The organism is Pseudomonas sp. ADAK2 (assembly GCF_012935755.1).
Classification (GTDB): Bacteria; Pseudomonadota; Gammaproteobacteria; order Pseudomonadales; family Pseudomonadaceae; genus Aquipseudomonas.
Genome location: NZ_CP052862.1, coordinates 3,237,907 through 3,261,091 on the forward strand (window position 1 = coordinate 3,237,907; position 23,185 = coordinate 3,261,091).

At 60.0% G+C, this 23,185-nt stretch carries 22 protein-coding genes and 1 pseudogene; 11 read left to right on the forward strand and 12 right to left on the reverse strand.

Translation table 11 applies throughout. The annotated features are described in order from the left end of the window. Positions 1-104: 104 nt before the first annotated feature. The gene (gene lptG, locus HKK52_RS15125) at positions 105-1,166 is read right to left on the reverse strand and encodes an LPS export ABC transporter permease LptG (RefSeq protein ID WP_169371483.1); all 1,062 of its coding nucleotides are present in this window, start codon (positions 1,164-1,166) and stop codon (positions 105-107) included. Next, positions 1,159-2,277, reverse strand: a complete 1,119-nt coding sequence (gene lptF / locus HKK52_RS15130; protein WP_169371484.1) for an LPS export ABC transporter permease LptF — start codon at positions 2,275-2,277, stop codon at positions 1,159-1,161. Before lptF ends, lptG begins: the two co-directional genes overlap by 8 nt. Positions 2,278-2,585: 308 nt before the next feature. On the opposite strand from lptF, the gene HKK52_RS15135 reads away from it, so the two are divergent. The 5 genes from HKK52_RS15135 to rlmF all read left to right on the forward strand — a co-directional run bounded on the left by HKK52_RS15135 (position 2,586) and on the right by rlmF (position 9,273). Beyond that, positions 2,586-4,076, forward strand: a complete 1,491-nt coding sequence (locus HKK52_RS15135) for a leucyl aminopeptidase (protein ID WP_169371485.1) — start codon at positions 2,586-2,588, stop codon at positions 4,074-4,076. Positions 4,077-4,136: 60 nt separating this feature from the next. Then, positions 4,137-4,565 carry a DNA polymerase III subunit chi gene (locus HKK52_RS15140; protein WP_169371486.1) on the forward strand — a complete coding sequence of 143 codons (429 nt, stop codon included), beginning with the start codon at positions 4,137-4,139 and terminating at the stop codon, positions 4,563-4,565. An 8-nt stretch (positions 4,566-4,573) separates the two neighbouring features. Further along, positions 4,574-4,951, forward strand: a complete 378-nt coding sequence (locus HKK52_RS15145; RefSeq protein WP_169371487.1) for a DNA polymerase III subunit chi — start codon at positions 4,574-4,576, stop codon at positions 4,949-4,951. A gap of 224 nt (positions 4,952-5,175) precedes the next feature. After that, positions 5,176-8,022 carry a valine--tRNA ligase gene (locus HKK52_RS15150; protein WP_169371488.1) on the forward strand — a complete coding sequence of 949 codons (2,847 nt, stop codon included), beginning with the start codon at positions 5,176-5,178 and terminating at the stop codon, positions 8,020-8,022. Positions 8,023-8,253: 231 nt separating this feature from the next. After that, positions 8,254-9,273: a 23S rRNA (adenine(1618)-N(6))-methyltransferase RlmF gene (rlmF, locus tag HKK52_RS15155; RefSeq protein ID WP_133837144.1), complete on the forward strand. Its 1,020-nt coding sequence runs from the start codon at positions 8,254-8,256 to the stop codon at positions 9,271-9,273. A 98-nt stretch (positions 9,274-9,371) separates the two neighbouring features. On the opposite strand, the gene HKK52_RS15160 is transcribed toward rlmF, so the two are convergent. Beyond that, complete coding sequence (locus HKK52_RS15160; RefSeq protein WP_007905514.1) at positions 9,372-9,653, reverse strand: HU family DNA-binding protein; 282 nt, start codon at positions 9,651-9,653, stop codon at positions 9,372-9,374. 395 nt (positions 9,654-10,048) lie between these two features. Here HKK52_RS15160 and yejK point away from each other — a divergent pair, with 395 nt between their 5' ends. Together yejK and HKK52_RS15170 are read left to right on the forward strand one after the other, a co-directional pair. Beyond that, positions 10,049-11,053, forward strand: a complete 1,005-nt coding sequence (yejK, locus tag HKK52_RS15165; protein ID WP_169371489.1) for a nucleoid-associated protein YejK — start codon at positions 10,049-10,051, stop codon at positions 11,051-11,053. Further along, complete coding sequence (locus HKK52_RS15170) at positions 11,053-11,403, forward strand: glutaredoxin family protein (RefSeq protein WP_123507851.1); 351 nt, start codon at positions 11,053-11,055, stop codon at positions 11,401-11,403. The genes yejK and HKK52_RS15170 overlap by 1 nt, the downstream gene beginning before the upstream one ends. A gap of 99 nt (positions 11,404-11,502) precedes the next feature. Here HKK52_RS15170 and HKK52_RS15175 read toward each other — a convergent pair whose 3' ends face one another. The 5 genes from HKK52_RS15175 to HKK52_RS15195 all read right to left on the reverse strand — a co-directional run bounded on the left by HKK52_RS15175 (position 11,503) and on the right by HKK52_RS15195 (position 15,398). Beyond that, positions 11,503-12,438 carry a glutathione S-transferase family protein gene (locus tag HKK52_RS15175; protein ID WP_169371490.1) on the reverse strand — a complete coding sequence of 312 codons (936 nt, stop codon included), beginning with the start codon at positions 12,436-12,438 and terminating at the stop codon, positions 11,503-11,505. An 84-nt stretch (positions 12,439-12,522) separates the two neighbouring features. Further along, positions 12,523-12,831, reverse strand: a complete 309-nt coding sequence (locus tag HKK52_RS15180) for a GIY-YIG nuclease family protein (RefSeq protein WP_169371491.1) — start codon at positions 12,829-12,831, stop codon at positions 12,523-12,525. Between the two features lie 40 nt (positions 12,832-12,871). After that, a complete protein-coding gene (locus HKK52_RS15185) occupies positions 12,872-13,342 on the reverse strand; it encodes a nuclear transport factor 2 family protein (RefSeq protein ID WP_169371492.1) in 471 nt (156 codons plus the stop codon). A gap of 99 nt (positions 13,343-13,441) precedes the next feature. Beyond that, on the reverse strand, positions 13,442-14,749 hold the full coding sequence (locus tag HKK52_RS15190; protein WP_169371493.1) for a CynX/NimT family MFS transporter: 1,308 nt from the start codon (positions 14,747-14,749) through the stop codon (positions 13,442-13,444). Beyond that, a complete protein-coding gene (locus HKK52_RS15195) occupies positions 14,739-15,398 on the reverse strand; it encodes a FadR/GntR family transcriptional regulator (RefSeq protein ID WP_169371494.1) in 660 nt (219 codons plus the stop codon). Before HKK52_RS15195 ends, HKK52_RS15190 begins: the two co-directional genes overlap by 11 nt. Before the next feature lie 178 nt (positions 15,399-15,576). Here HKK52_RS15195 and HKK52_RS32650 point away from each other — a divergent pair. Continuing rightward, positions 15,577-15,684, forward strand: a pseudogene (locus HKK52_RS32650) (type II toxin-antitoxin system MqsR family toxin); the annotation flags it as partial. Further along, positions 15,681-16,169: a type II toxin-antitoxin system MqsA family antitoxin gene (locus tag HKK52_RS15200; protein WP_169371495.1), complete on the forward strand. Its 489-nt coding sequence runs from the start codon at positions 15,681-15,683 to the stop codon at positions 16,167-16,169. The pseudogene HKK52_RS32650 and the gene HKK52_RS15200, both read left to right, overlap by 4 nt. A gap of 63 nt (positions 16,170-16,232) precedes the next feature. Here the strand turns inward: HKK52_RS15200 and HKK52_RS15205 are convergent, their stop codons facing one another. The 4 genes from HKK52_RS15205 to HKK52_RS15220 all read right to left on the reverse strand — a co-directional run bounded on the left by HKK52_RS15205 (position 16,233) and on the right by HKK52_RS15220 (position 20,394). Beyond that, positions 16,233-16,997, reverse strand: coding sequence for an amino acid ABC transporter ATP-binding protein (locus tag HKK52_RS15205; protein ID WP_003178331.1), 765 nt, complete (start codon positions 16,995-16,997; stop codon positions 16,233-16,235). A gap of 10 nt (positions 16,998-17,007) precedes the next feature. Continuing rightward, a complete protein-coding gene (locus HKK52_RS15210; protein ID WP_169371496.1) occupies positions 17,008-18,105 on the reverse strand; it encodes an amino acid ABC transporter permease in 1,098 nt (365 codons plus the stop codon). A gap of 10 nt (positions 18,106-18,115) precedes the next feature. Then, entirely contained in the window at positions 18,116-19,297 is a 1,182-nt protein-coding gene (locus HKK52_RS15215; RefSeq protein ID WP_149657482.1) for an amino acid ABC transporter permease, read from the reverse strand. Positions 19,298-19,362: 65 nt separating this feature from the next. After that, complete coding sequence (locus HKK52_RS15220; protein WP_133837133.1) at positions 19,363-20,394, reverse strand: amino acid ABC transporter substrate-binding protein; 1,032 nt, start codon at positions 20,392-20,394, stop codon at positions 19,363-19,365. A 469-nt stretch (positions 20,395-20,863) separates the two neighbouring features. Between HKK52_RS15220 and HKK52_RS15225 the strand changes: the two genes are divergently transcribed. Both HKK52_RS15225 and rhlB read left to right on the forward strand, forming a co-directional pair. Further along, positions 20,864-21,520, forward strand: coding sequence for an alpha/beta hydrolase (locus HKK52_RS15225; protein ID WP_169371497.1), 657 nt, complete (start codon positions 20,864-20,866; stop codon positions 21,518-21,520). Positions 21,521-21,628: 108 nt separating this feature from the next. Next, a complete protein-coding gene (gene rhlB, locus HKK52_RS15230) occupies positions 21,629-23,116 on the forward strand; it encodes an ATP-dependent RNA helicase RhlB (RefSeq protein ID WP_169371498.1) in 1,488 nt (495 codons plus the stop codon). The last annotated feature ends 69 nt before the right edge of the window (positions 23,117-23,185 follow it).

Below are 23,185 nucleotides of genomic sequence, written 5' to 3' on the forward strand. Positions count from 1 at the left end.
CGGCGCAAGCGTCACGTTCGCAGGTCAGACGGCGAATACAAAAACGCCCCGGTCTTGCGACAAGGGCGTTTTCAATGAACGACACGGTCAGGAAAGCCCCGGAATCAACCGGCCCGACGTAACAGCCAGACCCCGGCCAGGGCACACACGCTGGCCGGCACCAACACCGCAAACAGCGGCGAGAAGCCGAACACCAGGCTCGACGGCCCGAGCAAATCCTGGACGATACGGAAGGTGAAGCCCACCAGTACACCGGTAAAGACCCGCTGACCGAGGGTCACCGAACGCAGCGGACCGAAGATGAAGGAAATCGCCATCAATACCAGCGCGGCGGTCACCAGCGGCTGCAACACCTTGACCCAAAATGCCAGCCAGTAACGGCCGTTGGCCAGGCCCTGGTCAGCCAGGTAGTGGATGTAACCCCACAAACCGCTGATCGACAGTGACTCGGGTGACATCACCACAGTGCTGAGCAATTGCGGGCTCAGGGCAACTTCCCAGCGCTCGACCGGCGTGTTGACCACTTCAGTGTTCTTTTCGTGGAACAGCGTGGTCGTCACTTCGCTCAGTTGCCAGTGATCCTTATCGAACTCCGCACGCTTGGCGAAACTCGCCGACACCATATGGCGCTCTTTGTCGAAGTGATAACGGGTCACGCCATACAACAAACCGTTCGGCTGCACCGAGTTGACGTGAATGAACTCGTCACCCTGGCGGTGCCACAGGCCGTGCTTGGCGCTTTGCGCATCGCCACTGCCCTGGGCCAGCGAGCGGTTGGCCTGGGCGGTGACTTCGGTGGCTGGCGCCACATACTCGCCAATCAACACGCCCACCACCATCAGCACCAGCATCGGCTTCATGACCGCCCAGACGATCCGCCCGATCGACACGCCGGCGGCGCGCATGATGGTCAGTTCGCTGTTGCTGGCCAGGCTGCCGAGGCCGATCAGGCAACCGATCAGCGCCGCCATCGGCAACATGTCGTAAAGACGTCGTGGCGCGGTCAGCAGCACGTAGCTCAGGACATCCAACAAAGTGTAGGTATCAGTGGCGTCGCCCATTTCATCGATGAAGGCGAACAGCGTCGCCAGGCCGAGAATAATCCCCAGCACCGCCAGGATCGCCACGAAAACGCTGCTACCAATGTAGCGATCGAGCTTAACCACGAGCCACCTCCAGCGCATCGCGGCGACTCGCCAGTTTCAGGCGCATCGGTTCCCAGTAGAGCAAGACCAGGCCAATGGCCAGGAAGATCCCGTGCACCCACCACAAGCCCAGCGCCGGCGGAATCTTGCCCTTTTCGAGGGCGCCGCGAGCGGCAATCAGGATGGTCAGGTAAGCCATATAAAGAAGAATCGCCGGCAGCAGCTTGAGGAAACGGCCCTGGCGCGGGTTGACGCGCGACAGCGGCACCGCCATCAGGGTCACGATGAAGACCAGCAACGGCAGGGACAGGCGCCATTGAAGTTCGGTGCGCGAGCGAATGTCATCGCTGCCCAGCAAGGAGTTGGTGGTCATGGCGTCACGGTCGGTCACTTCGTCGCTGACGTCCGGCTTGGGCAGCAAAACACCGTATTCGTCGTACTTGATCTTCCGGTAGTCGGCCTGCCCCGGATTACCGTCGTAGCGGTAGCCATTGTCGAGAATCAGGTAGCGGTTGCCGTCAGGGCGGATCTCCTGACGGCCCTTTTCGGCCACCAGTACGGAAATCCCGCGATCTTTCTTATCTGAAGAGATGTTCTTCTGAGAAATGAATACGCCTCCCAGGTGGATACGATCGTCCGTCAGCGTTTCGGTGTAGGTCACCCGCGTACCGTCACGCAGTGCCTGGAAGCGACCCGGTTCCAGCGTATCGAACTCGGTCAGCGCGTCCTGCTTGTTCAGCAGCAGCTGGAACTGGTTGGCCCCTTGCGGCGCCAGGCTCAGGCTCAGCCATGCGACTACCAGCGCCACCAGAGTGGCTGGAAACAGGGTGATACGAAACAGCCGTTGCTGACTCATGCCGGTGGCCGACAGCACGGTCATTTCGCTTTCCAGGTACAGCCGGCCGTACGACAACAGAATCCCGAGGAACAGTCCCAATGGCAGGATCAGCTGCAGGAAGCCCGGCAGACGAAAGCCCATGATCAGGAACAGCGAACCCGGGTCCAGTTGGCCCGAAGCCGCCTGTGCGAGGTACTTGATGAAGCGACCGCTCATGATGATGACCAGCAGCACGGCGCTGACGGCGCTCAAGGTCAACAGGACTTCGCGGGATAGATAACGGAAGACGATCAAACCAGACACTCCAGGGTTGTCAGGCTAAGGCGGCCAAACAAGCAAACGTATCAGACGGCCCGCAGGGCAGAGCCGCCGAAAAAAGATGGCGCATTATCCTGTGATTGGGTGCGCCTGTCACTGCGCATACTCAAGCACGTGCGCAAAGCACTGAAGATCGTACAACCGAGGGTTGTCAGGCGCCGGTAGCGAGGTTCAAACTGCGGCCTTTGTCGCGGGCCGTGACCTGCGTCTTTCTATCTATATAAGCAGGCGTTTGCACACACTGCCGAACGCCGCGTGTTGACCATTAATTCAGGGACCCGGACATGGAACTGGTTGTAAAAAGCGTTAGCCCAGAAACGTTGAAAACCGCCACTCTGGTGGTCGCCGTCGGCGAAAGCCGCAAACTCGGCGCTGTCGCCAAACAGCTCGACGAACTGAGCGGTGGCGCCATCAGCGCCGTACTCAAGCGCGGCGACCTGGCCGGCAAAGTCGGCCAGAGCCTGTTGCTGCACAGCCTGCCGAACCTCAAGGCCGAGCGTGTTTTGCTGGTGGGCGTGGGCAAGGACGAAGAACTGGGTGACCGCCCGTTCCGCAAAACCATCGCCGGCATCCTCAACACCCTCAAAGGCCTGGGCGGCAGCGATGCCGTGCTGGCGCTGGACGAAATCGTGGTCAAGGGCCGCGACAGCTACGGCAAGACCCGCCTGCTGGCGGAAACCCTGGTGGACGGCGAATACACCTTCGACCAGTTCAAGAGCCAGAAAGCCGAACCCCGCGCCCTGAAAAAAATCACCCTGGTGACCATCAAGGCCGCCCAGGCTGAAGTCGAGCGCGCCGTGGCCCACGCTACCGCGATCGCCAACGGCATGGCCTTCACCCGCAACCTGGGTAACCTGCCGCCGAACATCTGCCACCCGACGTTCCTCGGCGAACAAGCCAAGAACCTGGGCAAAGAATTCAAGTCCCTGAAAGTCGAAGTCCTCGATGAGAAGAAGATCAAGGACCTGGGCATGGGTTCGTTCTACGCCGTCGGCCAGGGCAGCGCCCAGCCACCGCGCCTGATCGTCATGCAATACAACGGCGGCAAGAAATCCGAGAAGCCGTACGCGCTGGTTGGTAAAGGCATCACGTTCGACACCGGCGGCATCAGCCTGAAGCCGGGCGCCGGCATGGATGAAATGAAATACGACATGGGCGGCGCTGCCAGCGTCTTCGGTACCCTGCGTGCCGTGCTCGAACTGAAACTGCCAATCAACCTGGTGTGCATCCTGGCCTGCGCCGAGAACATGCCTAGCGGTAATGCTTCGCGCCCTGGCGACATCGTCACCACCATGAGCGGCCAGACCGTGGAAATCCTCAACACGGACGCCGAAGGCCGTCTGGTGCTGTGCGATGCCCTGACCTACTCCGAACGCTTCAAGCCACAGGCCGTGATCGACATCGCGACCCTGACCGGCGCGTGCGTGGTTGCACTGGGCGCCCACACCTCGGGCCTGCTGGGCAACAACGACGAGTTGATCGGCCAATTGCTGAGCGCCGGCAAGACTGCTGACGATCGCGCCTGGCAACTGCCGTTGTTCGATGAGTATCAAGAGCAGCTGGACAGCCCGTTCGCCGACATCGCCAACATTGGTGGCCCGAAAGCCGGCACCATCACCGCCGCCTGCTTCCTGTCGCGCTTCACCAAGAACCTGAACTGGGCGCACCTGGACATCGCGGGCACCGCATGGACCAGCGGCGGCAAGGACAAGGGCGCCACTGGCCGTCCGGTTCCGTTGCTGACCCAATACCTGCTGGACCGCGCCAAAGCCTGAAACCAATGACCCTGGGCGGCGTCACTGTTGAGTGACGCCGCTAATGGCTCAGGAACCGCAATGACCAAAGTCGACTTCTATATCCTGCCCAGCGCCGATCCGTCGGCGCGGCTGGACTTTGCCTGCAAGCTCACCGAAAAAGCCTGGCGCATGGGTCATCGCATCTACCTGCATTGCAGCGATGCCGCCCAGCGTGAAGACCTCGATGCGCGTCTGTGGGCGTTCAAAGGTGAAGCGTTCGTGCCCCACGGCCCCGCCGAAAACGAACCGGATAGCTTGATTGTCCTGGGTCTTGGCGATGACTGCGGTGCGCATCAGGATTTGCTGGTCAACCTCGACCTGAAAGTCCCGGCCTTCGCCAACAAGTTCGCCCGGGTGGCGGAAGTGGTGGTGGAAGATCCGACGATTCGCGCGGCTGCGCGGGAGAGTTTCCGTTTCTACCGCGAACAGGGCTATCCTCTGCAAGATCACCGTTTACAGCGACTCTGAGCATTCCGATGGACACTCCAAAACCGCAGCAAAAGTCCGCGCACCTGTTGGATGACCTTGAGTCGATCCGCCAACTGCTCGGCGATGACAACCTGCAACCGCCCTTGCTGACCGACACGGTCAATGACGACGAGCAGGAACAGATCCCAATGCTGTTCGACTCGGTAGGTGCTATGCCTGAAGCCGTCGAACCGCCCCCCGCCGCCCAACCGGCAGCGGCCGCCAGCAAAGGCCCCGACGCCCTGCTGCACCTGGACAGCGAACTGCGCGCCGCCGCGCAATTGATCATGCAAGACGTGATCGACGACTTCGCCCCGCATATCGAAACCGAGATCAAGCGTCGGCTGGATGCGCGTATGGAACGGTTGCTGAGCCAGTACGAGTAATAAACCCGCCGCAGCCTTCCCTGTAGGAGCGAGGCTTGCCCGCGAAAGCGGTGTGTCAGGCATGTCCATGCTGGTAGACACGACGCCTTCGCGGGCAAGCCTCGCCCCTACAGGGATCGCGCCATTTACCGATGCAAGCTATCCGCCCCCGCTCGCCCTACGACCCACGCCCCGCTATACTCGTCGGCTTTTCCTGAATTGATGCCAATAGGGTCCCGCCGCGCATGGATAAGACCTACCAGCCGCACGCCATTGAAACTTCCTGGTACAACACCTGGGAGTCCGAGAATTACTTCGCCCCGCAAGGCGCGGGCGAGTCCTACACCATCATGATCCCGCCGCCGAACGTCACCGGCAGCCTGCACATGGGTCACGGCTTCAACAACGCGATCATGGACGCCCTGATCCGTTTCCGCCGCATGCAGGGTCGCAACACCCTGTGGCAACCGGGCACCGACCACGCCGGTATCGCCACGCAAATGCTGGTGGAACGCCAACTCGAAGCCCAGGGCCAGAGCCGTCACGACCTCGGTCGCGAGAAATTCCTCGAGAAAATCTGGGAATGGAAGGATCAGTCCGGCGGCAACATCAGCCGTCAGATTCGCCGCCTCGGCTCGTCCGTGGACTGGAGCCGCGAGCGCTTCACCATGGACGACGGCCTGTCGGAATCGGTGAAAGAAGCCTTCGTGCGCCTGCATGAAGACGGCCTGATCTACCGCGGCAAGCGCCTGGTCAACTGGGACACCAAGTTGCACACGGCGATCTCCGACCTCGAAGTGGAAAACCACGACGAGAAGGGTTTCCTGTGGAACCTGAAGTACCCACTGGCTGACGGCGCCAAGACCGCTGAAGGCAACGATTACCTGATCGTCGCGACCACTCGCCCGGAAACCATGCTCGGCGACGCCGCCGTCGCGGTTAACCCGAACGATGAACGCTACAAAGCCCTGATCGGCAAGTTTGTCGAGCTGCCGCTGGTCGGCCGCCGCATTCCGATCATTGCCGACGATTACTGCGATCCTGAATTCGGCACCGGCTGCGTGAAAATCACCCCCGCCCACGATTTCAACGACTACGAAGTCGGCAAGCGCCACAACCTGCCGCTGCTGAACATCTTCGACAAGAACGCCGCCGTCCTGCCGGCCTGTCAGGTGTTCAACCTCGACGGCACGCTGAACGAAAGCATCGACGGCAAGATCCCGACCGAATACGCCGGCCTCGACCGTTTCGAAGCACGCAAGCAGATCGTCGCTGCATTCGACGCCGCCGGCCTGCTGGTCAGCGTTGACGATCACGGCCTGAAAGTGCCGAAAGGCGACCGCTCCGGCACCATCATCGAGCCGTGGCTGACCGACCAGTGGTACGTGTCGACCAAGCCACTGGCCGAGCCCGCGATTGCTGCCGTGGAAGACGGCCGTATCCAGTTCGTACCTAAGCAATACGAAAACATGTACTTCTCGTGGATGCGCGACATCCAGGATTGGTGCATCAGCCGTCAGCTGTGGTGGGGCCACCGGATTCCGGCCTGGTACGACGAGTCGGGCAAGGTCTACGTCGGTCGCGACGAAGCCGAAGTGCGTGCCAAGCACAACCTCGGCCCGGACGTTGCGCTGCAACAGGACAACGATGTTCTGGATACCTGGTTCAGTTCGGGCTTGTGGACCTTCTCCACCCTGGGCTGGCCTGAGCAGACCGAATTCCTGAAGAAATTCCACTCCACCGACGTGCTGGTGACTGGCTTCGACATCATTTTCTTCTGGGTTGCCCGGATGATCATGCTCACCATGCATTTGGTGAAGAACGAAGACGGCACGCCGCAGGTACCGTTCAAGACTGTTTATGTTCACGGCCTGGTGCGTGATGGCCAGGGCCAGAAGATGTCCAAGTCCAAGGGCAACGTCCTGGACCCGCTGGACATCATCGACGGTATCGAGCTGGAAGAGCTGGTGCAGAAACGCACCTCCGGCATGATGCAGCCGAAACTGGCGAAGAAGATCGAGAAGCAGACCCGCGACGAGTTCGCCGACGGCATCGCCAGTTACGGCACCGATGCCCTGCGCTTCACCTTCTGCTCGCTGGCGTCTACCGGTCGCGACATCAAGTTCGACATGGGCCGCGTCGAAGGCTATCGCAACTTCTGCAACAAGATCTGGAACGCCGCGCGTTATGTTCTGGACAAGGGCGAAGACTGCGGCCAGAACGGCGAAGCCTACGAGCTGTCCCTGGCGGATCGCTGGATCATCTCGCAGCTGCAACGCACCGAAGCCGAAGTGACCCGTCAACTCGACCAGTTCCGCTTCGACCTGGCGGCGCAAGCCTTGTACGAGTTCATCTGGAACCAGTATTGCGACTGGTACCTGGAACTGTCCAAGCCTGTGCTGTGGGACGAAAACGCTCCGGTTGAACGCCAGCGCGGCACCCGCCGTACTCTGGTTCGGGTACTGGAAGTCGCGTTGCGTCTGGCGCACCCGTTCATGCCGTTCATCACCGAAGAAATCTGGCAGCGCATCGCGCCGCTGGCCGGTATCGAAGGCAAGACGATCATGCTGCAACCTTGGCCAGTGGCCAACGAAGCACGCATCGATCAGGGCGCCGAAGACGATATCGAATGGTTGAAGACGCTGATGCTCGGCACGCGCAACATTCGCGCCGAGATGAACATTGGTCCGGGCAAGCCGCTGAACCTGTACCTGAAAAACGTCAGCGCCGAAGACCAGCGTCGTCTCACCGAGAACGAAGCCTTGCTGAAGAAGCTGGCCCGCCTCGAATCGATCACTGTGTTGGCTGCCGGCGAAGAAGCACCGCTGTCTGCCACCGCGCTGGTGGGCGAGATGGAAGTGCTGGTGCCGATGGCTGGCCTGATCGACAAGGACGCCGAGCTGGCGCGCCTGGATAAAGAAATCCTGCGTTTGCAGGGCGAAGTCCAGCGCGTGGGCGGCAAGCTGTCCAACGCCGGTTTCGTCGACAAGGCCCCGGCCGAAGTCATCGACAAGGAACGCGCCAAACTGGCCGAAGCCGAACAGGCTTTGGGCAAGTTGGCTGAGCAGCATGCGCGGATTGCCAGTTTGTAACGGCAACTCGCAATGAAAAAGGGAGGCCCGTAACGGCCTCCCTTTTTCTTGCCCGCCACTTTTTGCTCTCCGTAGGAGCGAGGCTTGCTCGCGAAGAACGATAACGCGGTGTACCTGATTAACCGTGTCGCGGCCTTCGCGGGCAAGCCTTGCTCCTACAGGATCCCCGCGCGAGCATCGTCTGTGGGACAATGCCCCCCACTTTCAGCCATACCCGAATCGACCACACCCATGAACGCCCCCCGCACACCCCGCCCTGCGCGCAAGAAGCCTGACTCCGCCACCCCGGCCAACGCCGTGGAACCACGGCCGAAGGCCAGCCTGCATCCGCGCAATCGCCACCAGGGTCGTTACGACTTCCCGGAGCTGATCAAGAGCACGCCGGAACTGGCGAAGTTCGTGATCCTCAACCCGTACGGCAAGGAAAGCATCGACTTCGCCAGCCCTGACGCGGTGCGGGTGTTCAACCGGGCGTTGCTCAAGTCGTTCTACGGCGTGGCCCACTGGGACATCCCGGCCGACTACCTGTGCCCGCCAGTTCCGGGACGTGCCGACTATGTGCACTTCCTGGCCGACCTGCTCGCTAGCGTCAACGACGGTGAAATCCCCCGTGGTGCACCGGTCAAAGTGCTCGATATCGGCATGGGCGCCAACTGCGTCTATCCGCTGATCGGTTACAGCGACTACCGCTGGCACTTCCTCGGTTCGGAAATCGACCCGACAGCCGTGGCCGCCGCCAAAGCCATCGTGCAGTCCAACGGCCTGAACAAAGCCATTCAGCTGCGTCTGCAAAGCAATCCCAAGCACATCCTGCTTGGCTTGCTGGAGCCGGGCGAACGCTTTGACCTGACCATGTGCAACCCGCCGTTCCACGCCTCGATGGACGAAGCGACCAAGGGCAGCGAGCGTAAATGGCGCGCCCTGGGTCGTGCCGACCCGAAACGCAAACTGCCGGTGCTGAACTTTGGCGGGCAATCGGCCGAACTGTGGTGTGAAGGCGGCGAAGCACGTTTTGTGACGCAACTGATCGCCGAGAGCGCCAGCTTCCAGCACAAAGTGCTGTGGTTCAGCACTCTGGTGTCGAAAGCGTCGAACCTGCCGGCGATCCAGACCGCGCTGAAAAAAGCCGGCGTGTTGGAAAGCCAGGTGGTGGAAATGTCCCAGGGCCAGAAGCAGAGCCGCTTTGTGGCCTGGACCTTCCAGACCAAGTCCGAGCAGCAGGTCTGGCGCGAGCGCTGGGCCCGCAAGTAACACCTGGAACAGCGATTGGTCTTGGGCCAATCGCTGAATCGCAGGCACAAAAAAGCCGTGCCCGGATCACTCCGGAGCACGGCTTTTTTTACTGCGTCTTACTTGTTAACAGCGTCGGTCAGGCCTTTGGCCACAACCAGCTTGATAACTTTCTTGGCAGCGATTTCGATGGCAGCGCCAGTCGAAGGGTTACGGCCAGTACGGGCAGGACGCTCGGTCACTTTCAGTTTGCCGATACCTGGCAGAGTGATTTCGCCGCCGTTTTCCAGCTGATCGGCAACGATTTGGCCCAGTTGGTCCAGAGCGTTACGCGCGGTGGTTTTTGGCGCGTCGATAGCTTCAGCGATGTCGGCGATCAGTTGGTCTTTAGTAAGAGCCATGTAGTGTTCCTTCCCTATCAAATTCATATGGATTGCAGAGTGCAGTGTCAGCCATCGAGCCCGATCTTCTGGATCTGGCACCCTCGGCCATAACCACGACGAGTCGGGGTTATAGATACCGAAATCAGGGTTTGGTTCGACCTGACAAATGCTGAATGCACGCTTAACGCAGTGACTTCGCGTAAGACCGGGCAAAACTAGCACAGAGACGGGGAAATATCCGCCTCTTGCTACCCATTTGGTCAGCTTTATTGCTCTAAAACGGGAAAAAACTGCATAAGGGCCGCCGCGCACCGGCGAATTGCCCTTCGAGACGCGCCAAAACCAGTGGTTGCGGTACACTTGGCACTTTTTGGGGGAGCACGCCCTCCTCTCTTCAATCAGCCGAGAAGCCCATGCCGATCCGCCATTGCATCGTCCACCTGATCGACAAAAAACCCGACGGCACACCCGCAGTTCTTCACGCTCGTGACTCCGAACTGGCAGAGTCCAGCGCCATCGAGAACATGCTCGCCGACCTCAACGAGAGTTACAACGCCAAACAAGGCAAGGCCTGGGGTTTCTTTCATGCCGAGTCCGGGGCGCATCCGTTCAGCGGCTGGCTGAAGGAATACCTCGATGGCGGCAAGGATTTCACGGCGTTCAGCCGGGTGGCGGTGGAACATCTGCAAAAGCTGATGGAAGAGTCGAACCTGTCGGTGGGCGGCCACGTGCTGTTCGCGCATTACCAGCAAGGCATGACCGATTACCTGGCCATCGCCCTGTTGCACCACAGCGAAGGCGTGGCGGTGACCGAAGAACTGGACGTGACGGCCTCCCGTCACCTGGACCTCGGCCAGCTGCACCTGGCAGCGCGGATCAACATCTCCGAGTGGCAGAACAACAAGCAATCCAAGCAGTACATTTCGTTCATCAAAGGCAAGAACGGGAAAAAGGTTTCGGAGTATTTCCGCGACTTCATCGGCTGCCAGGAAGGCGTCGACGGCCCGGGCGAAACCCGCACCTTGCTCAAAGCCTTCAGTGACTTCGTCGAAAGCGAAGACCTGCCGGAAGAATCCGCCCGGGAGAAGACCAAGACGTTGGTGGATTACGCCAGCAGCCAGGCCAAGCTCGGCGAGCCGATGGGCCTGGAAGAACTCTCGGAGCTGATCGACGAAGAACGCCCGAAGGCGTTCTACGATCACATCCGCAACAAGGATTACGGCCTGTCCCCGGAGATTCCGGCGGATAAGCGCACCCTGAACCAGTTCCGTCGCTTCACCGGCCGTGCTGAGGGGCTGTCCATCAGCTTCGAAGCGCACCTGCTGGGCTCGAAGATTGAATACGACGAAGAAGCCGGCACGCTGATCATCAAGGGCTTGCCGACCCAGCTGACTGATCAGCTGAAGCGACGCAACTGATGCTCAACGGCATCCTGAAGAAATTCCTGCTGATCCTGCTGGTGGTCGTGGTTTACCAGAATTGGGGCAAGATCGAGCGGGTGTTCAACCCTTCACAGGTGGTTTCAGAACAGACCCAGGCCAAGGCCAACGTCGTGCTCTACGCCACTGACTGGTGCGGCTACTGCAAGCTGACCCGGCGCTTTCTCGATCAGAAGGGCATTCCGTACAAGGAATTCGATATCGAGAAGGACGCTGAGGCGCGCAAGGCTTATGAAGCGTTGGGCGGGCGCGGGATACCGTTGATTGATGTGAACGGGACGTTGATTCGCGGGTATGACCCGGATGAAATCCTCGCCGCCCTGAAGTAACCGATTGCCTCACATCAAACCTGTAGGAGCGAGGCTTGCCCGCGAAGCTTTTAGCGCCCGTGATGACGCCTTCGCGGGCAAGCCTCGCTCCTACAGGGTTCAGCGTTTTTCGATACGAAACCCAAACCGCGGAAAGTGCACATGCACCACCCCGGCCCGCTCGTCTTCCCGACGCACAATCAATTCCTCACGCCCCGCAAACACCAACTCACCGGCCACCGGATCAACGCCGTAGTCGGTGGCCGCAATCACGACCTGCTGGCCCGCCTCAAAGCCGTTAGGCTCCTCAAACTGCTCATCCGGCAACGCAGCGGGCGTGGCATTGCGCGACACCTCCAGCGCCTCCTCGGCCGTCATCTCACTAAACGCGCCATGACCAAAACCCATCACCCGACCAAACCACGCCGACACCGCCGGATAAGCCTCCACCAACGGTGAAGTGACCGGCGTCGCCTTGAGAAACCACAAGCAATGGGCCAGGGCGAAATCGGCAATCGAAGGCTCACCAAACAGAAAGTCGCCCTCCTCGCGCTGCAGCTGCAATTCGAGACGCCCCATAATGGTCGGCCACTGATGCCGCGCCTGCTCCGCCGATAACTTCGTCGCGCTGCCGCCGCTGAATAACCCGGCGCGATCAGCCAGGAATGCCTTGATCGCTTCCGGCGGCAATTTGCCAAAGCGCACTGCCACCGATTCCGGCTGGAACACCAGGCTCACTGCGTGCTGGAACACCACCGAATCCACCCAGGCCGCGAAGGACGCGACGATCATTTCCTGACCTTCGGGGAAAAACGCCGGCAGGGTTTTTTCCTGCTCCAGGCGACGGGCGATCAGCGCGGTGTCGCAATAAATATCGGCGCCGATCTGCAACACCGGGGTCTTGCGGTAGCCGCCGGTGAGTGCAGTCAATTCAGGTTTTGGCATCACCGGCGAGATCTTTACCGAGCGCCACGACAGCCCCTTGAAACCCAGCAGCAGCCGGGCCTTTTCGGCGAAGGGGGACGTCGGGTAATTGTGGAGAATCAACTCTGACATGCTCGGCTCCGCCGCTCGGATAAGGAGCTGGCAGCTTAGCGCGCAATCGGGTAACAACCCACAGATCTGCCTGATGGGCACTTATCAGTCAGTTTGATAATTCAACACCAGGCATTCCTTGGCGCTTTTCTTGAGCTTTTTGATCAACCGTTCCTGACGCAAAGCTTCGCTTTTGTTGCGGCAGACTTCGGTGTAGACCAGCGCCATGGCTGGGCTGGACAGGAAAAACCGTGCGCCCTTGCCACTCTGGTGCTTGGCAAAGCGGCGCACCGGATCGTCGCTGATCCCGCAGTACAACGAACCATTGGCCGCGCGAACGAGGTAGACGAACCAGGGCTTGCTGGCAGGCACCGGTTCGACGGCAATGACGGAGGATTCGCTGAGGGTGTTCACGTGACGATCAGGGCTTGAAAGGAAACAAGCCGCGATCTTATCAGCGACTGGCCTGGAATGCCTTCAGCCCCTTCAACGCCTGGGCGCGAACGGCGTTGCGCACCAACGGTGTCCAGCCCAGCAACAGGCCCTTGGTGCCCAGTGCCTGACGGGACCAGCGCCACAGATCGAAGCTGTCGTGATGCTCACAGATCTTGCCGTCGCGAAACACGAAACGCGCCTGGATGTCGTTGATCACAATGTTGCCGGTCTGGCTGAACAGGTAGGTCGCGACCCAATGAGCACCGCCGGTGCGGTCGTCGCTGCGCACGTTGTCGAAGGTCAGGGAGAAGTCCTTGGCCCGGGTCGTGAGCATGCGCCACATGTCGCCGGCATCACGGCCGCGCAACTCGCCGAACGCCGGATCACTGAACACCACGTCGTCGGTGTAGCAGGCGCTCATGGCCTCGGCATCCAGGCGTTGGAAGGCCTCGTAGAACCGGGTGATCAAGGCGTTATGGGCGTCACTCATGGGCAAGCTCCGAACAGTCGAAAGATTGCCTGCACGATAGTCTGCAAATACACGCAAGACCACTGGCATTCGTGGGCCGAATGCCAGCAGTACGAGGATTCAGATTTTTTCGCTTTGCACCTGCACGTACAGCGAACGCCCGGCACCGAGGCCGGCGATGATCGCGCCGAGACCGATGATGCCGAAGATCCAGCCCAGCGCGTTCCAGCCGCCAGTCCAGTCGTGGACGATGCCGACCGCAAACGGCCCCATGGACGCCAGGGTGTAACCGATGCCCTGGGCCATGCTCGACAGGTTGGCGGCCACGTGGGAATCACGCGAGCGAAGGACGATCAAGGTCAGCGCCAGGCTGAACGTACCGCCCTGCCCCAGCCCCAGCAGAATCGCCCAGCCCCACAGGCCTTCTATCGGCGCATAGAGACAGCCGAACAAGCCGCCGAGGGTCAGTAGCATGACGATGACGATCGCCAGGCGCTGGTCCTTACCGCGCGTCGCCAACCAGGGTGCGGCCAGGGAACTGGCCAACTGGACAATCACCGAACCCGACAGTACGAGCCCGGCCTGGGTCGGCGTCAGTCCACGGCCGATCAGGATCGACGGCAACCAACCGAACACGATGTAAGCCAGGGACGATTGCAATCCCATGTACAGCGTCACTTGCCAGGCCAATGGATCGCGCAGCAGACCGCGAACCCGGTAAGCCACGTTATGCGAGCCGTGCTTCTGCCCCACTTGCGGCAACCAGAAAATCGCAGCCACCACGGCCGGAACCACCCAGAAGCCCAGACCCAACGCCCAGCGCTTGTCGAAATGCTCGCTCAACGGCACGGTCGCCCCCGCCGCCATGGCCGCGCCCAGGCATAGCGCCATGGTATAGACACCGGTCATGGTGCCGGCCTGCTTCGGGAAATCACGCTTGACGATCCCCGGCAGCAATACGCCGATCACGCCGATACTGGCGCCGGCCAACACGCTGCCGGCGAACAGACCGATTTCACCGAAGGAACTGCGCAGAATGATCCCGCCGGCCAGCACCAACAAAATCCCCAGCACCACCCGCTCGGCACCGAAACGCCGGGCCAGGATCGGCGCCAGCGGTGCGAACAGGCCGAGGCAGAGCACCGGCAACGTGGTAAGCAGGCCGGCCTCGGCCGCGGACAAGCCGAGGGTCTTCGACACCTCGCTGAGCATCGGCGCCATGCTCGACAGCGCCGGACGCAGGTTCAGCGCCACCAGGATCAGCCCCAGCAACAACAGCCACGGTCGTCGCAGGATCGGATGACTGCGCTGGACCTGCTCGTCATCGGCCTCGGCGTCGATCAACAGCTCTTCGAGCTCCGCCGTGCGCTTGGGTTGCGGGATGTTGCTGGGATTGGCAGACATGGGGTTCTCGGTTTCAAGGTTCATTGATCAACTGCCTCGACAGGGCCTTGGCCCGTTCCGGGTCGCGCTGCTCGACGGCCTCCAGCAGTTCGATATGCAGATCGAACACCTCTTGGCGTCGCGGGGAAATGTTCAGGGTTTTGCGCAACTGAGCGCCGACGATGCTGGAAAAGTAGCGATACAACTCGCTGAGGGTCGGGTTGTGCGCGGCGTCCACCAGACGGCGGTGGAACACCAGGTCGCAAGCGATGTAGCTGTCGAGATCGCCGTGATAGTGACTGCCGCTGACCCCAAGGGCTTCGCGCAGTGCCACCAGATCTTCATCGGTACGACGCAATGCCGCCAGGCCGATGGCCTCGACTTCCAGGATGTGCCGGGTTTCCCGCGCCTGTTCGTGGGTGCATTGCGACAGCGCCTTCATGGTGTCCATCGGATCGATCACCGCCCGCAGGTAACTGCCGTCGCCCTGGCGGATCTCGATCAACCCGGAAAACGCCAACACGCGCATCGCTTCGCGCACGGTGTTACGGCTGATGCCCAATTCGGCGGACAGCTCGGGCTCGGTGGGGAGGCGCTGGCCGACGGCCCAGACGCCTTGGGTGATGCGCAGACGCAACTGGTCCAGAGCCTGATCAACCAGAGATCGCTTAATGAGTGGAGAAATGTCTGACATAGGATTCGCCCTTTCATCCAATCATAGGATGAATTTTCCGACATGTTAGTCAGCTTCATGTAGGACGGCAACCGCCTACGGTCAGAGGGAGGGAAATGGAGCGGGATTTTCGATTAGTCAAAATTACCCTTTAAGGGTAATTTCAGGGATAGGGCTTACGGTTTCTTATGGAGAAGAACAGGACGTCTACCACACAACATTTCAAGACATGGAGCTCTACATCAAAGTGACCTACTGCCACAACGGTGGGCCCCCTGTGATCTCTTTCAAGGAGAAGAACGTATGAACACGCGGCAATGCATGAGTTGTGGCGCTCAAGACTCAATGCAACATTTCGAAGGTCGCTGTCTCAGTGTCGACTACAAGAACGTTTCACGATGGGTGCACGATATTGCCGGCTGGGAGTGCAAAGTTTGCGGTGAAATCATTTTTGACAATGATACCGACAGCGCCAAGCGCTACTCCGACGCTGGCGACAAATTGCTCGAAGATTGCTTTCAGATCATGGGCACCGAGATGAAACGCATCCGCCGCAAACTGCACCTCACGCAGAAGGAAGCGGTGAAACTGCTTTCCGGCGCTGGCCACAACGCGTTTTCACGATATGAGCGCGGCGAACTGCAACCGCCTCAAGCGTTGTTTACGCTGATGCGCTTGCTGGATCGTCATCCTCACTTGCTGGCTGAAATACAAGCAATGAACGGAGGTGCTGACTTGAAACGGCTATTGGCTGCACGCTTTCCGGAACAGGAAACGGTGCTGGCGTCCTGATCCCGAACATCAGACAAAACAAACCCGGAACACGTCCGGGTTTATTTCACTGCCTGACGTTGATCAATGCAAAATCTGGCTCAAGAACAACTTGGTCCGATCATTCTGCGGATTATCGAAGAAGTCATTCGGCGCCGCCTGTTCAACGATCTCGCCCTTGTCCATGAAGATCACGCGGTTGGCCACGGTGCGGGCGAAGCCCATTTCGTGGGTCACGCAGAGCATGGTCATGCCGTCTTCGGCGAGGCCGATCATGGTGTCCAGAACCTCTTTCACCATCTCGGGGTCGAGTGCCGAAGTCGGTTCGTCGAACAGCATGATTTTCGGTTTCATGCACAGGGCACGGGCAATCGCCACACGCTGTTGCTGACCGCCGGACAGTTGCCCCGGGTATTTATGCGCCTGCTCCGGAATGCGTACGCGTTCCAGGTAGTGCATGGCGATTTCTTCGGCCTTGCGTTTCGGCATCTTGCGCACCCACATCGGGGCCAGGGTGCAGTTCTGCAGAATGGTCAGGTGCGGGAACAGGTTGAAGTGCTGGAACACCATGCCGACTTCGCGGCGGATCGCTTCGATCTGCTTGAGGTCGTTGGTCAGTTCCACGCCATCGACCACGATGCGGCCCTGCTGGTGTTCTTCCAGGCGGTTGAGGCAACGGATGGTGGTGGATTTGCCGGAACCCGACGGGCCGCACAGGACGATACGCTCGCCCTGCTTGACGTTGAGGTTGATGTCTTTCAACACGTGGAACTGGCCATACCACTTGTTCACGCCCTGCATCTGAATAATGCCTTCAGGGCTCACAGGCTGTTTGATCGCTTCGCTCATCACTTAACTCCTAACGCTTGTGGCCAGTGTCCAGCTTACGTTCCAAATGCATGGAGTAGCGGGACATACCAAAACAGAAAATCCAGAACACCAGGGCCGCGAACACGTAGCCTTCAGTCGCCATACCCAACCATTTCGGGTCGGCGGCGGCTTGCTTGACGCTGTTGAGCAAGTCGAACAGGCCGATGATGATCACCAGGCTTGTGTCCTTGAACAGCGCAATGAAGGTGTTGACGATGCCAGGGATTACCAGCTTCAGGGCTTGCGGCAGAATCACCAGGCCCATGCTGCGCCAATAACCGAGCCCCATCGCCGCAGCCGCTTCGTATTGACCTTTGGGGATCGCTTGCAGACCGCCGCGCACCACTTCCGCCACATAGGCTGACTGGAACAGGATCACGCCGATCAGCGCCCGCAGCAGTTTGTCGAAGTTCATGCCTTCAGGCAGGAACAGCGGCAGCATCACCGAGGACATGAACAGCACCGTGATCAACGGTACGCCGCGCCAGAACTCGATGAAGGTCACGCAGACCACCCGAATCGCCGGCATGTTCGAGCGACGCCCCAGCGCCAGGATGATCCCCAGCGGCAACGCACCGGCGATACCGACGGTAGCAATCACCAGGGTCAGCATCAGGCCGCCCCATTGGCTGGTCGCCACGTTGGTCATGCCGAACAGGCCGCCATGCAACAGGAAGTAGGCAATGATCGGGTACGCCACCAGGAAGCTCAGCCCGTACACCGCTTTACGGTGAAAGCGCGAGATGAACAACGGTGCCACGCCGATGACCGCCAGCCACACGGTCAGGTCCACGCGCCAGCGCAGGTCCACCGGGTAGTAGCCGTACATGAACTGGCCGAAACGCTGCTGGATGAACACCCAGCAGGCGCCTTCCTTGGTGCAGTCGGCACGGGTGGTGCCGACCCAGTTGGCATCGAGGATGGCCCAGTGCAGGATCGGCGGGACGATCAGGTAGATCAGGTAGAACGCGAACAGGGTCAGCAGGGTGTTGATCCAGCTGGAGAACATGTTGGCGCGCATCCACGCCACCACACCGATGCTGCTGCTCGGTGGAGGCATGTCAGGCTTGAAAGTATGAGTACTCATGCGCTTTTCCTTACCGCTCGATCAGCGCAATGCGCTTGTTGTACCAGTTCATCAGCAGGGAAATGCTGATACTGATCGCCAGGTACACGCTCATGGTGATGGCAATCACCTCGATCGCCTGTCCGGTCTGGTTCAGCACCGTACCGGCAAACAACGACACCATCTCCGGATAACCGATACCGGCCGCCAGCGAGGAGTTCTTCGCCAGGTTCAGGTATTGGCTGGTCAGCGGCGGGATGATCACGCGCAGGGCTTGCGGGATGATCACCTTGCGCAGGGTCGGACCGTTGCGCAGCCCGAGCGAACGCGCCGCTTCGGTCTGGCCGTGGCTGACCGACTTGATGCCCGAACGCACGATCTCGGCGATAAACGCCGCGGTGTACACGGTCAGGGCCAGGGTCAGGGCCAGCAGTTCCGGGATCAATACCCAGCCACCGACGAAGTTGAAGCCTTGCAGCTTCGGCAGTTCCCAGTGCAGCGGGGCGCCGAAGATCAGCGCGCACAATGCCGGGATCACCAGGAACAAAGCCAGGCCGACCCAGAACTTGTGGAACGGTACGCCGGTGGCTTCAAAGCGCTTGTTGGCCCAGCGGCACATCAGCACGATGGCGACGATGGCAATAACGACGCTGACGAAGAACGCCCAGAACCCGTCCGCCATTTGCGCGGCCGGCATGTTCAGGCCACGGCTGCTGACGAAGAAGGTGTCGCCGAAGTTATGGCTGGCGCGCGGCCCCGGCATGGTCAGGAACACCGCGAAGTACCAGAACAGGATTTGCAGCAGCGGCGGAATGTTACGGAAGACTTCCACGTAAACCGTCGCCAGCTTGCTGATGATCCAGTTCGGCGACAGCCGCGCCACGCCGACGATGAAACCGAGCAGGGTCGCCAGGACCACGCCGATGACCGTCACCAGCAAGGTGTTGAGCAGACCGATGACAAACACCCGGGCATACGTGTCCGATTCGGTGTAGTCGATCAGGTGTTGAGCGATGCCGAACCCGGCACTGCGATCCAGAAAACTGAAGCCGGAAGTGATGCCCCGGTGTTGCAGGTTGGTTTGCGTATTGTCGAACAGATACCAGCCCATCGCGACGACCGCGACGATGGTGATGATCTGAAATAGCCACGCACGCACTTTTGGATCGCTGAGGCTGAGCCTCTGCTTTGGTGCGCCGATTGATTTTTGCATGGAGTGCCCCGGAAATAATGGAACAGAACATCACCCGGTGGTTGGCCCACCGGGTGACAGAACCATCAGCGCACTGGTGGTGCGTATTGAATGCCGCCGTTGGTCCACAGGGCGTTCAGGCCACGGTCGATTTCCAGCGGGGTGGTCTTGCCGAGGTTTTTCTCGAAGATTTCGCCGTAGTTACCGACTTGGGAAACGATCTTGACGACCCAGTCCTTCGGCAGCTTCAGGTCTTTGCCGTATTCGCCGTCAGCACCCAACATACGGGCAACGTCCGGGTTCTTGGTGGACTTGGCTTGTTCCAGTACGTTTTTCGACGTGACACCGGCTTCTTCGGTGTTCAACAGCGCGTAGCCAACCCAGCGAACGATCGCCAGCCACTCGTCGTCGCCGTTACGTACGACTGGACCCAGTGGTTCTTTGGAGATGGTTTCCGGCAGTACCACGTAGTCTTTTGGCGAAGCCAGTTTGCTGCGCTGTGCGTACAGCTGCGACTTGTCGGAAGTCAGCACGTCGCAACGACCGGATTCCAGCGACTTGGCGCTTTCATCGGAGGTGTCGAAAGTGATCGGGGTGTACTTCAGGTTGTTGGCACGGAAGTAGTCGGAAACGTTCAGCTCGGTGGTGGTACCGGCCTGGATGCAGATGGTTGCACCGTCCAGCTCCTTGGCACTTTTCACGCCCAGCTTGCTGTTGGCCAGGAAGCCTACGCCGTCGTAATAAGTGATGAAGCCTGGGAATTTCAGGCCCATGCCCGCGTCACGGGAACTGGTCATGGTGGTGTTACGGGAGAGAATGTCGATTTCGCCGGACTGCAACGCGGTGAAGCGCTCCTTGGCGTTCAACTGGCTGAACTTGACCTTGTTGGCGTCGCCGAATACGGCAGCGGCCACAGCACGGCAAACGTCAGCGTCGATCCCGAGGATCTTGCCGGTGGAGTCCGGAACCGAGAAACCCGGCAGGCCGTCACTCACGCCGCACTGTACGAAACCTTTCTTCTGCACTGCATCCAGGGTTGCACCCGCCTGAGCGAACCCGCTGACACCGAGCACTGCGGCTGCAGTCACGATAGCCAGGGTGGATTTCAACATTTTCATTCAAACCTCCAGTTTTGCTCTTGTTGTGTCGGAGCGTGAGTCCAGTCGCACCCTTTTGAGGCGTTGTTGACCCGTGTTGGCTTTTTTTGGGGTCAACCGACGTACGAACTTCAGCTATGAGTCTATTAGGAGAAAATCCACATCATGGATCACTCACTTCTCACCAATCGGCCGAACGGGCTGTAGCCCTTTCACGTTCGCTAAGCCCGTAACGGCCGCAGGCGAACATCCATCACCGGATTCTTTGCTATCCCGTCCTCGGCAGTACACTGATAGTGTTACCGCCAGGCGCGAGATTGGTTGCACAGGTTTCCCCATAGCAAAGCCCGTACCACACCGCTCGCTCAAGCGATTCAGCGACAGGTCAATAGCAAAACTTGTAGCCTTGCGACATCTTCTTAACTGATCAACCAGACGCGCACTCACATCTCGCACTCAATGAGAGCGCACGCACAAATTTGGAGCAGACATGACCCAGCCCTTGATTCTTCAGCCCGGCAAGCCAGTAGACGCCTGCGTTATCTGGCTGCACGGCCTGGGCGCCGATCGCTACGACTTTCTCCCGGTGGCCGAAGCCCTGCAGGAAAGCCTGCTGACCACCCGCTTCGTCCTGCCCCAGGCGCCGACACGCGCTGTCACCATTAATGGTGGCTACGAGATGCCGAGCTGGTACGACATATTGGCCATGAACCCGGCACGCGCGATCAGCCGCGAGCAGTTGGATGAGTCGGCACAAAGGGTCATTGATTTGATCGAAGAGCAGAAGGCCAGCGGAATAGACGCGTCGCGGATTTTCCTCGCCGGTTTTTCCCAGGGCGGCGCGGTGGTGTTGCACAGCGCTTTCCTGAAATGGCAGGGACCGCTCGGTGGCGTACTTGCCCTGTCGACTTATGCGCCGACCTTCGGCGATGAACTGGAACTGTCCGCCAGCCAGCAACGCATTCCTGTGCTATGCCTGCACGGCCAGTACGATGACGTTGTGCAAAACGCCATGGGCCGTAGCGCTTATGAGCATTTAAAGCAGCGTGGTGTCACCGTGACATGGCAGGAATACCCAATGGGCCACGAAGTGTTACCCGAAGAAATTCGCGACATTGGTACCTGGCTCGCCGAGCGCTTGGGTTAACTCTTTATATGAACAGAACGTCCTTTAGCTTCCTTTGATCATCCCGCTACGCCGCGCCCGATTCTTGCATTACACTGGCCGGCGTACATTCCTTAACCAATTGATGAGATGACCGTGCTCAAAGCACTCAAAAAAATGTTCGGTAAAAGCGAGACTGAGCAGCTCGCGCCAGTCGCCAGCGCTCCGTCTCACACCCCCAGCCACCGCACCGACGGTCGTCAGCCTGGCCGGACCGCAGCCGCAGCGGCACCGAAACAAGAGCCTGTGACCACACCGGCCGCCCCACCTGTCGAGGCAATCGTTGCCGAGCAACCGCTCGCCGAAGCCCCGAAACCTGCAAAACCGCGTCGCGAACCCAAGCCAAAAGCCCCGGTCATTCCCTGGAAACTCGAAGACTTCGCCGTCGAGCCCATGGAAGGCAAAACCCGTTTCCACGATTTCAAGCTCGCCCCTGAACTGATGCACGCCATCCAGGACCTCGGCTTCCCGTATTGCACGCCGATCCAGGCGCAAGTCCTGGGCTTCACCCTGGCGGGCAAAGATGCCATCGGTCGCGCCCAGACCGGCACCGGCAAAACCGCCGCGTTCCTGATTTCGATCATCACCCAGTTGCTGGAAACCCCGCCGCCCAAGGAACGCTACATGGGTGAACCGCGGGCGCTGATCATCGCGCCGACCCGAGAATTGGTGGTGCAGATTGCCAAGGACGCGGCCGACCTGACCAAGTACACCGGCCTCAACGTCATGACGTTCGTCGGCGGCATGGACTTCGATAAGCAGCTCAAGCACCTCGAAGCCCGTCACTGCGACATCCTCGTGGCCACCCCGGGCCGTCTGCTGGACTTCAACCAGCGCGGCGACGTGCACCTGGACATGGTCGAAGTCATGGTCCTGGACGAAGCCGACCGCATGCTCGACATGGGTTTTATCCCGCAAGTGCGCCAGATCATTCGCCAGACCCCGCCGAAGAACGAACGCCAGACGCTGCTGTTCTCCGCGACCTTCACCGAAGACGTGATGAACCTGGCCAAGCAATGGACCACCGAGCCATCGATCGTCGAGATCGAAGCGCAGAACGTGGCCAGCGAAAACGTCGAGCAACACATCTACGCCGTGGCCGGCGCCGATAAGTACAAGCTGCTCTACAACCTGGTGACTGATAACGGTTGGGAGCGGGTGATGGTCTTCGCCAACCGCAAAGATGAAGTGCGGCGCATCGAAGAACGCCTGGTGCGCGATGGCGTCAACGCCGCGCAGCTGTCCGGCGATGTGCCGCAGCACAAGCGGATCAAGACCCTGGAAGGTTTCCGCGAAGGCAAGATCCGCGTGCTGGTGGCCACCGATGTTGCCGGTCGCGGCATCCACATCGACGGCATCAGCCATGTGATCAACTTCACCCTGCCGGAAGTCCCGGACGACTACGTGCATCGCATCGGTCGCACCGGCCGTGCGGGCGCCGATGGTGTGTCCATCAGCTTCGCTGGGGAAGATGACTCCTACCAGCTACCGTCCATCGAGGCGCTGCTGGGCAAGAAAATCAGCTGTGAAACGCCACCGACGCATCTGTTGCGAGCTGTTGAGCGCAAGCGCCCGTAACCCGGGACGCACTAAAAGAGGCGCAGCCGGCAACGGACTGCGCTTTTTTTTCGCCCGGCTTTCAACAGC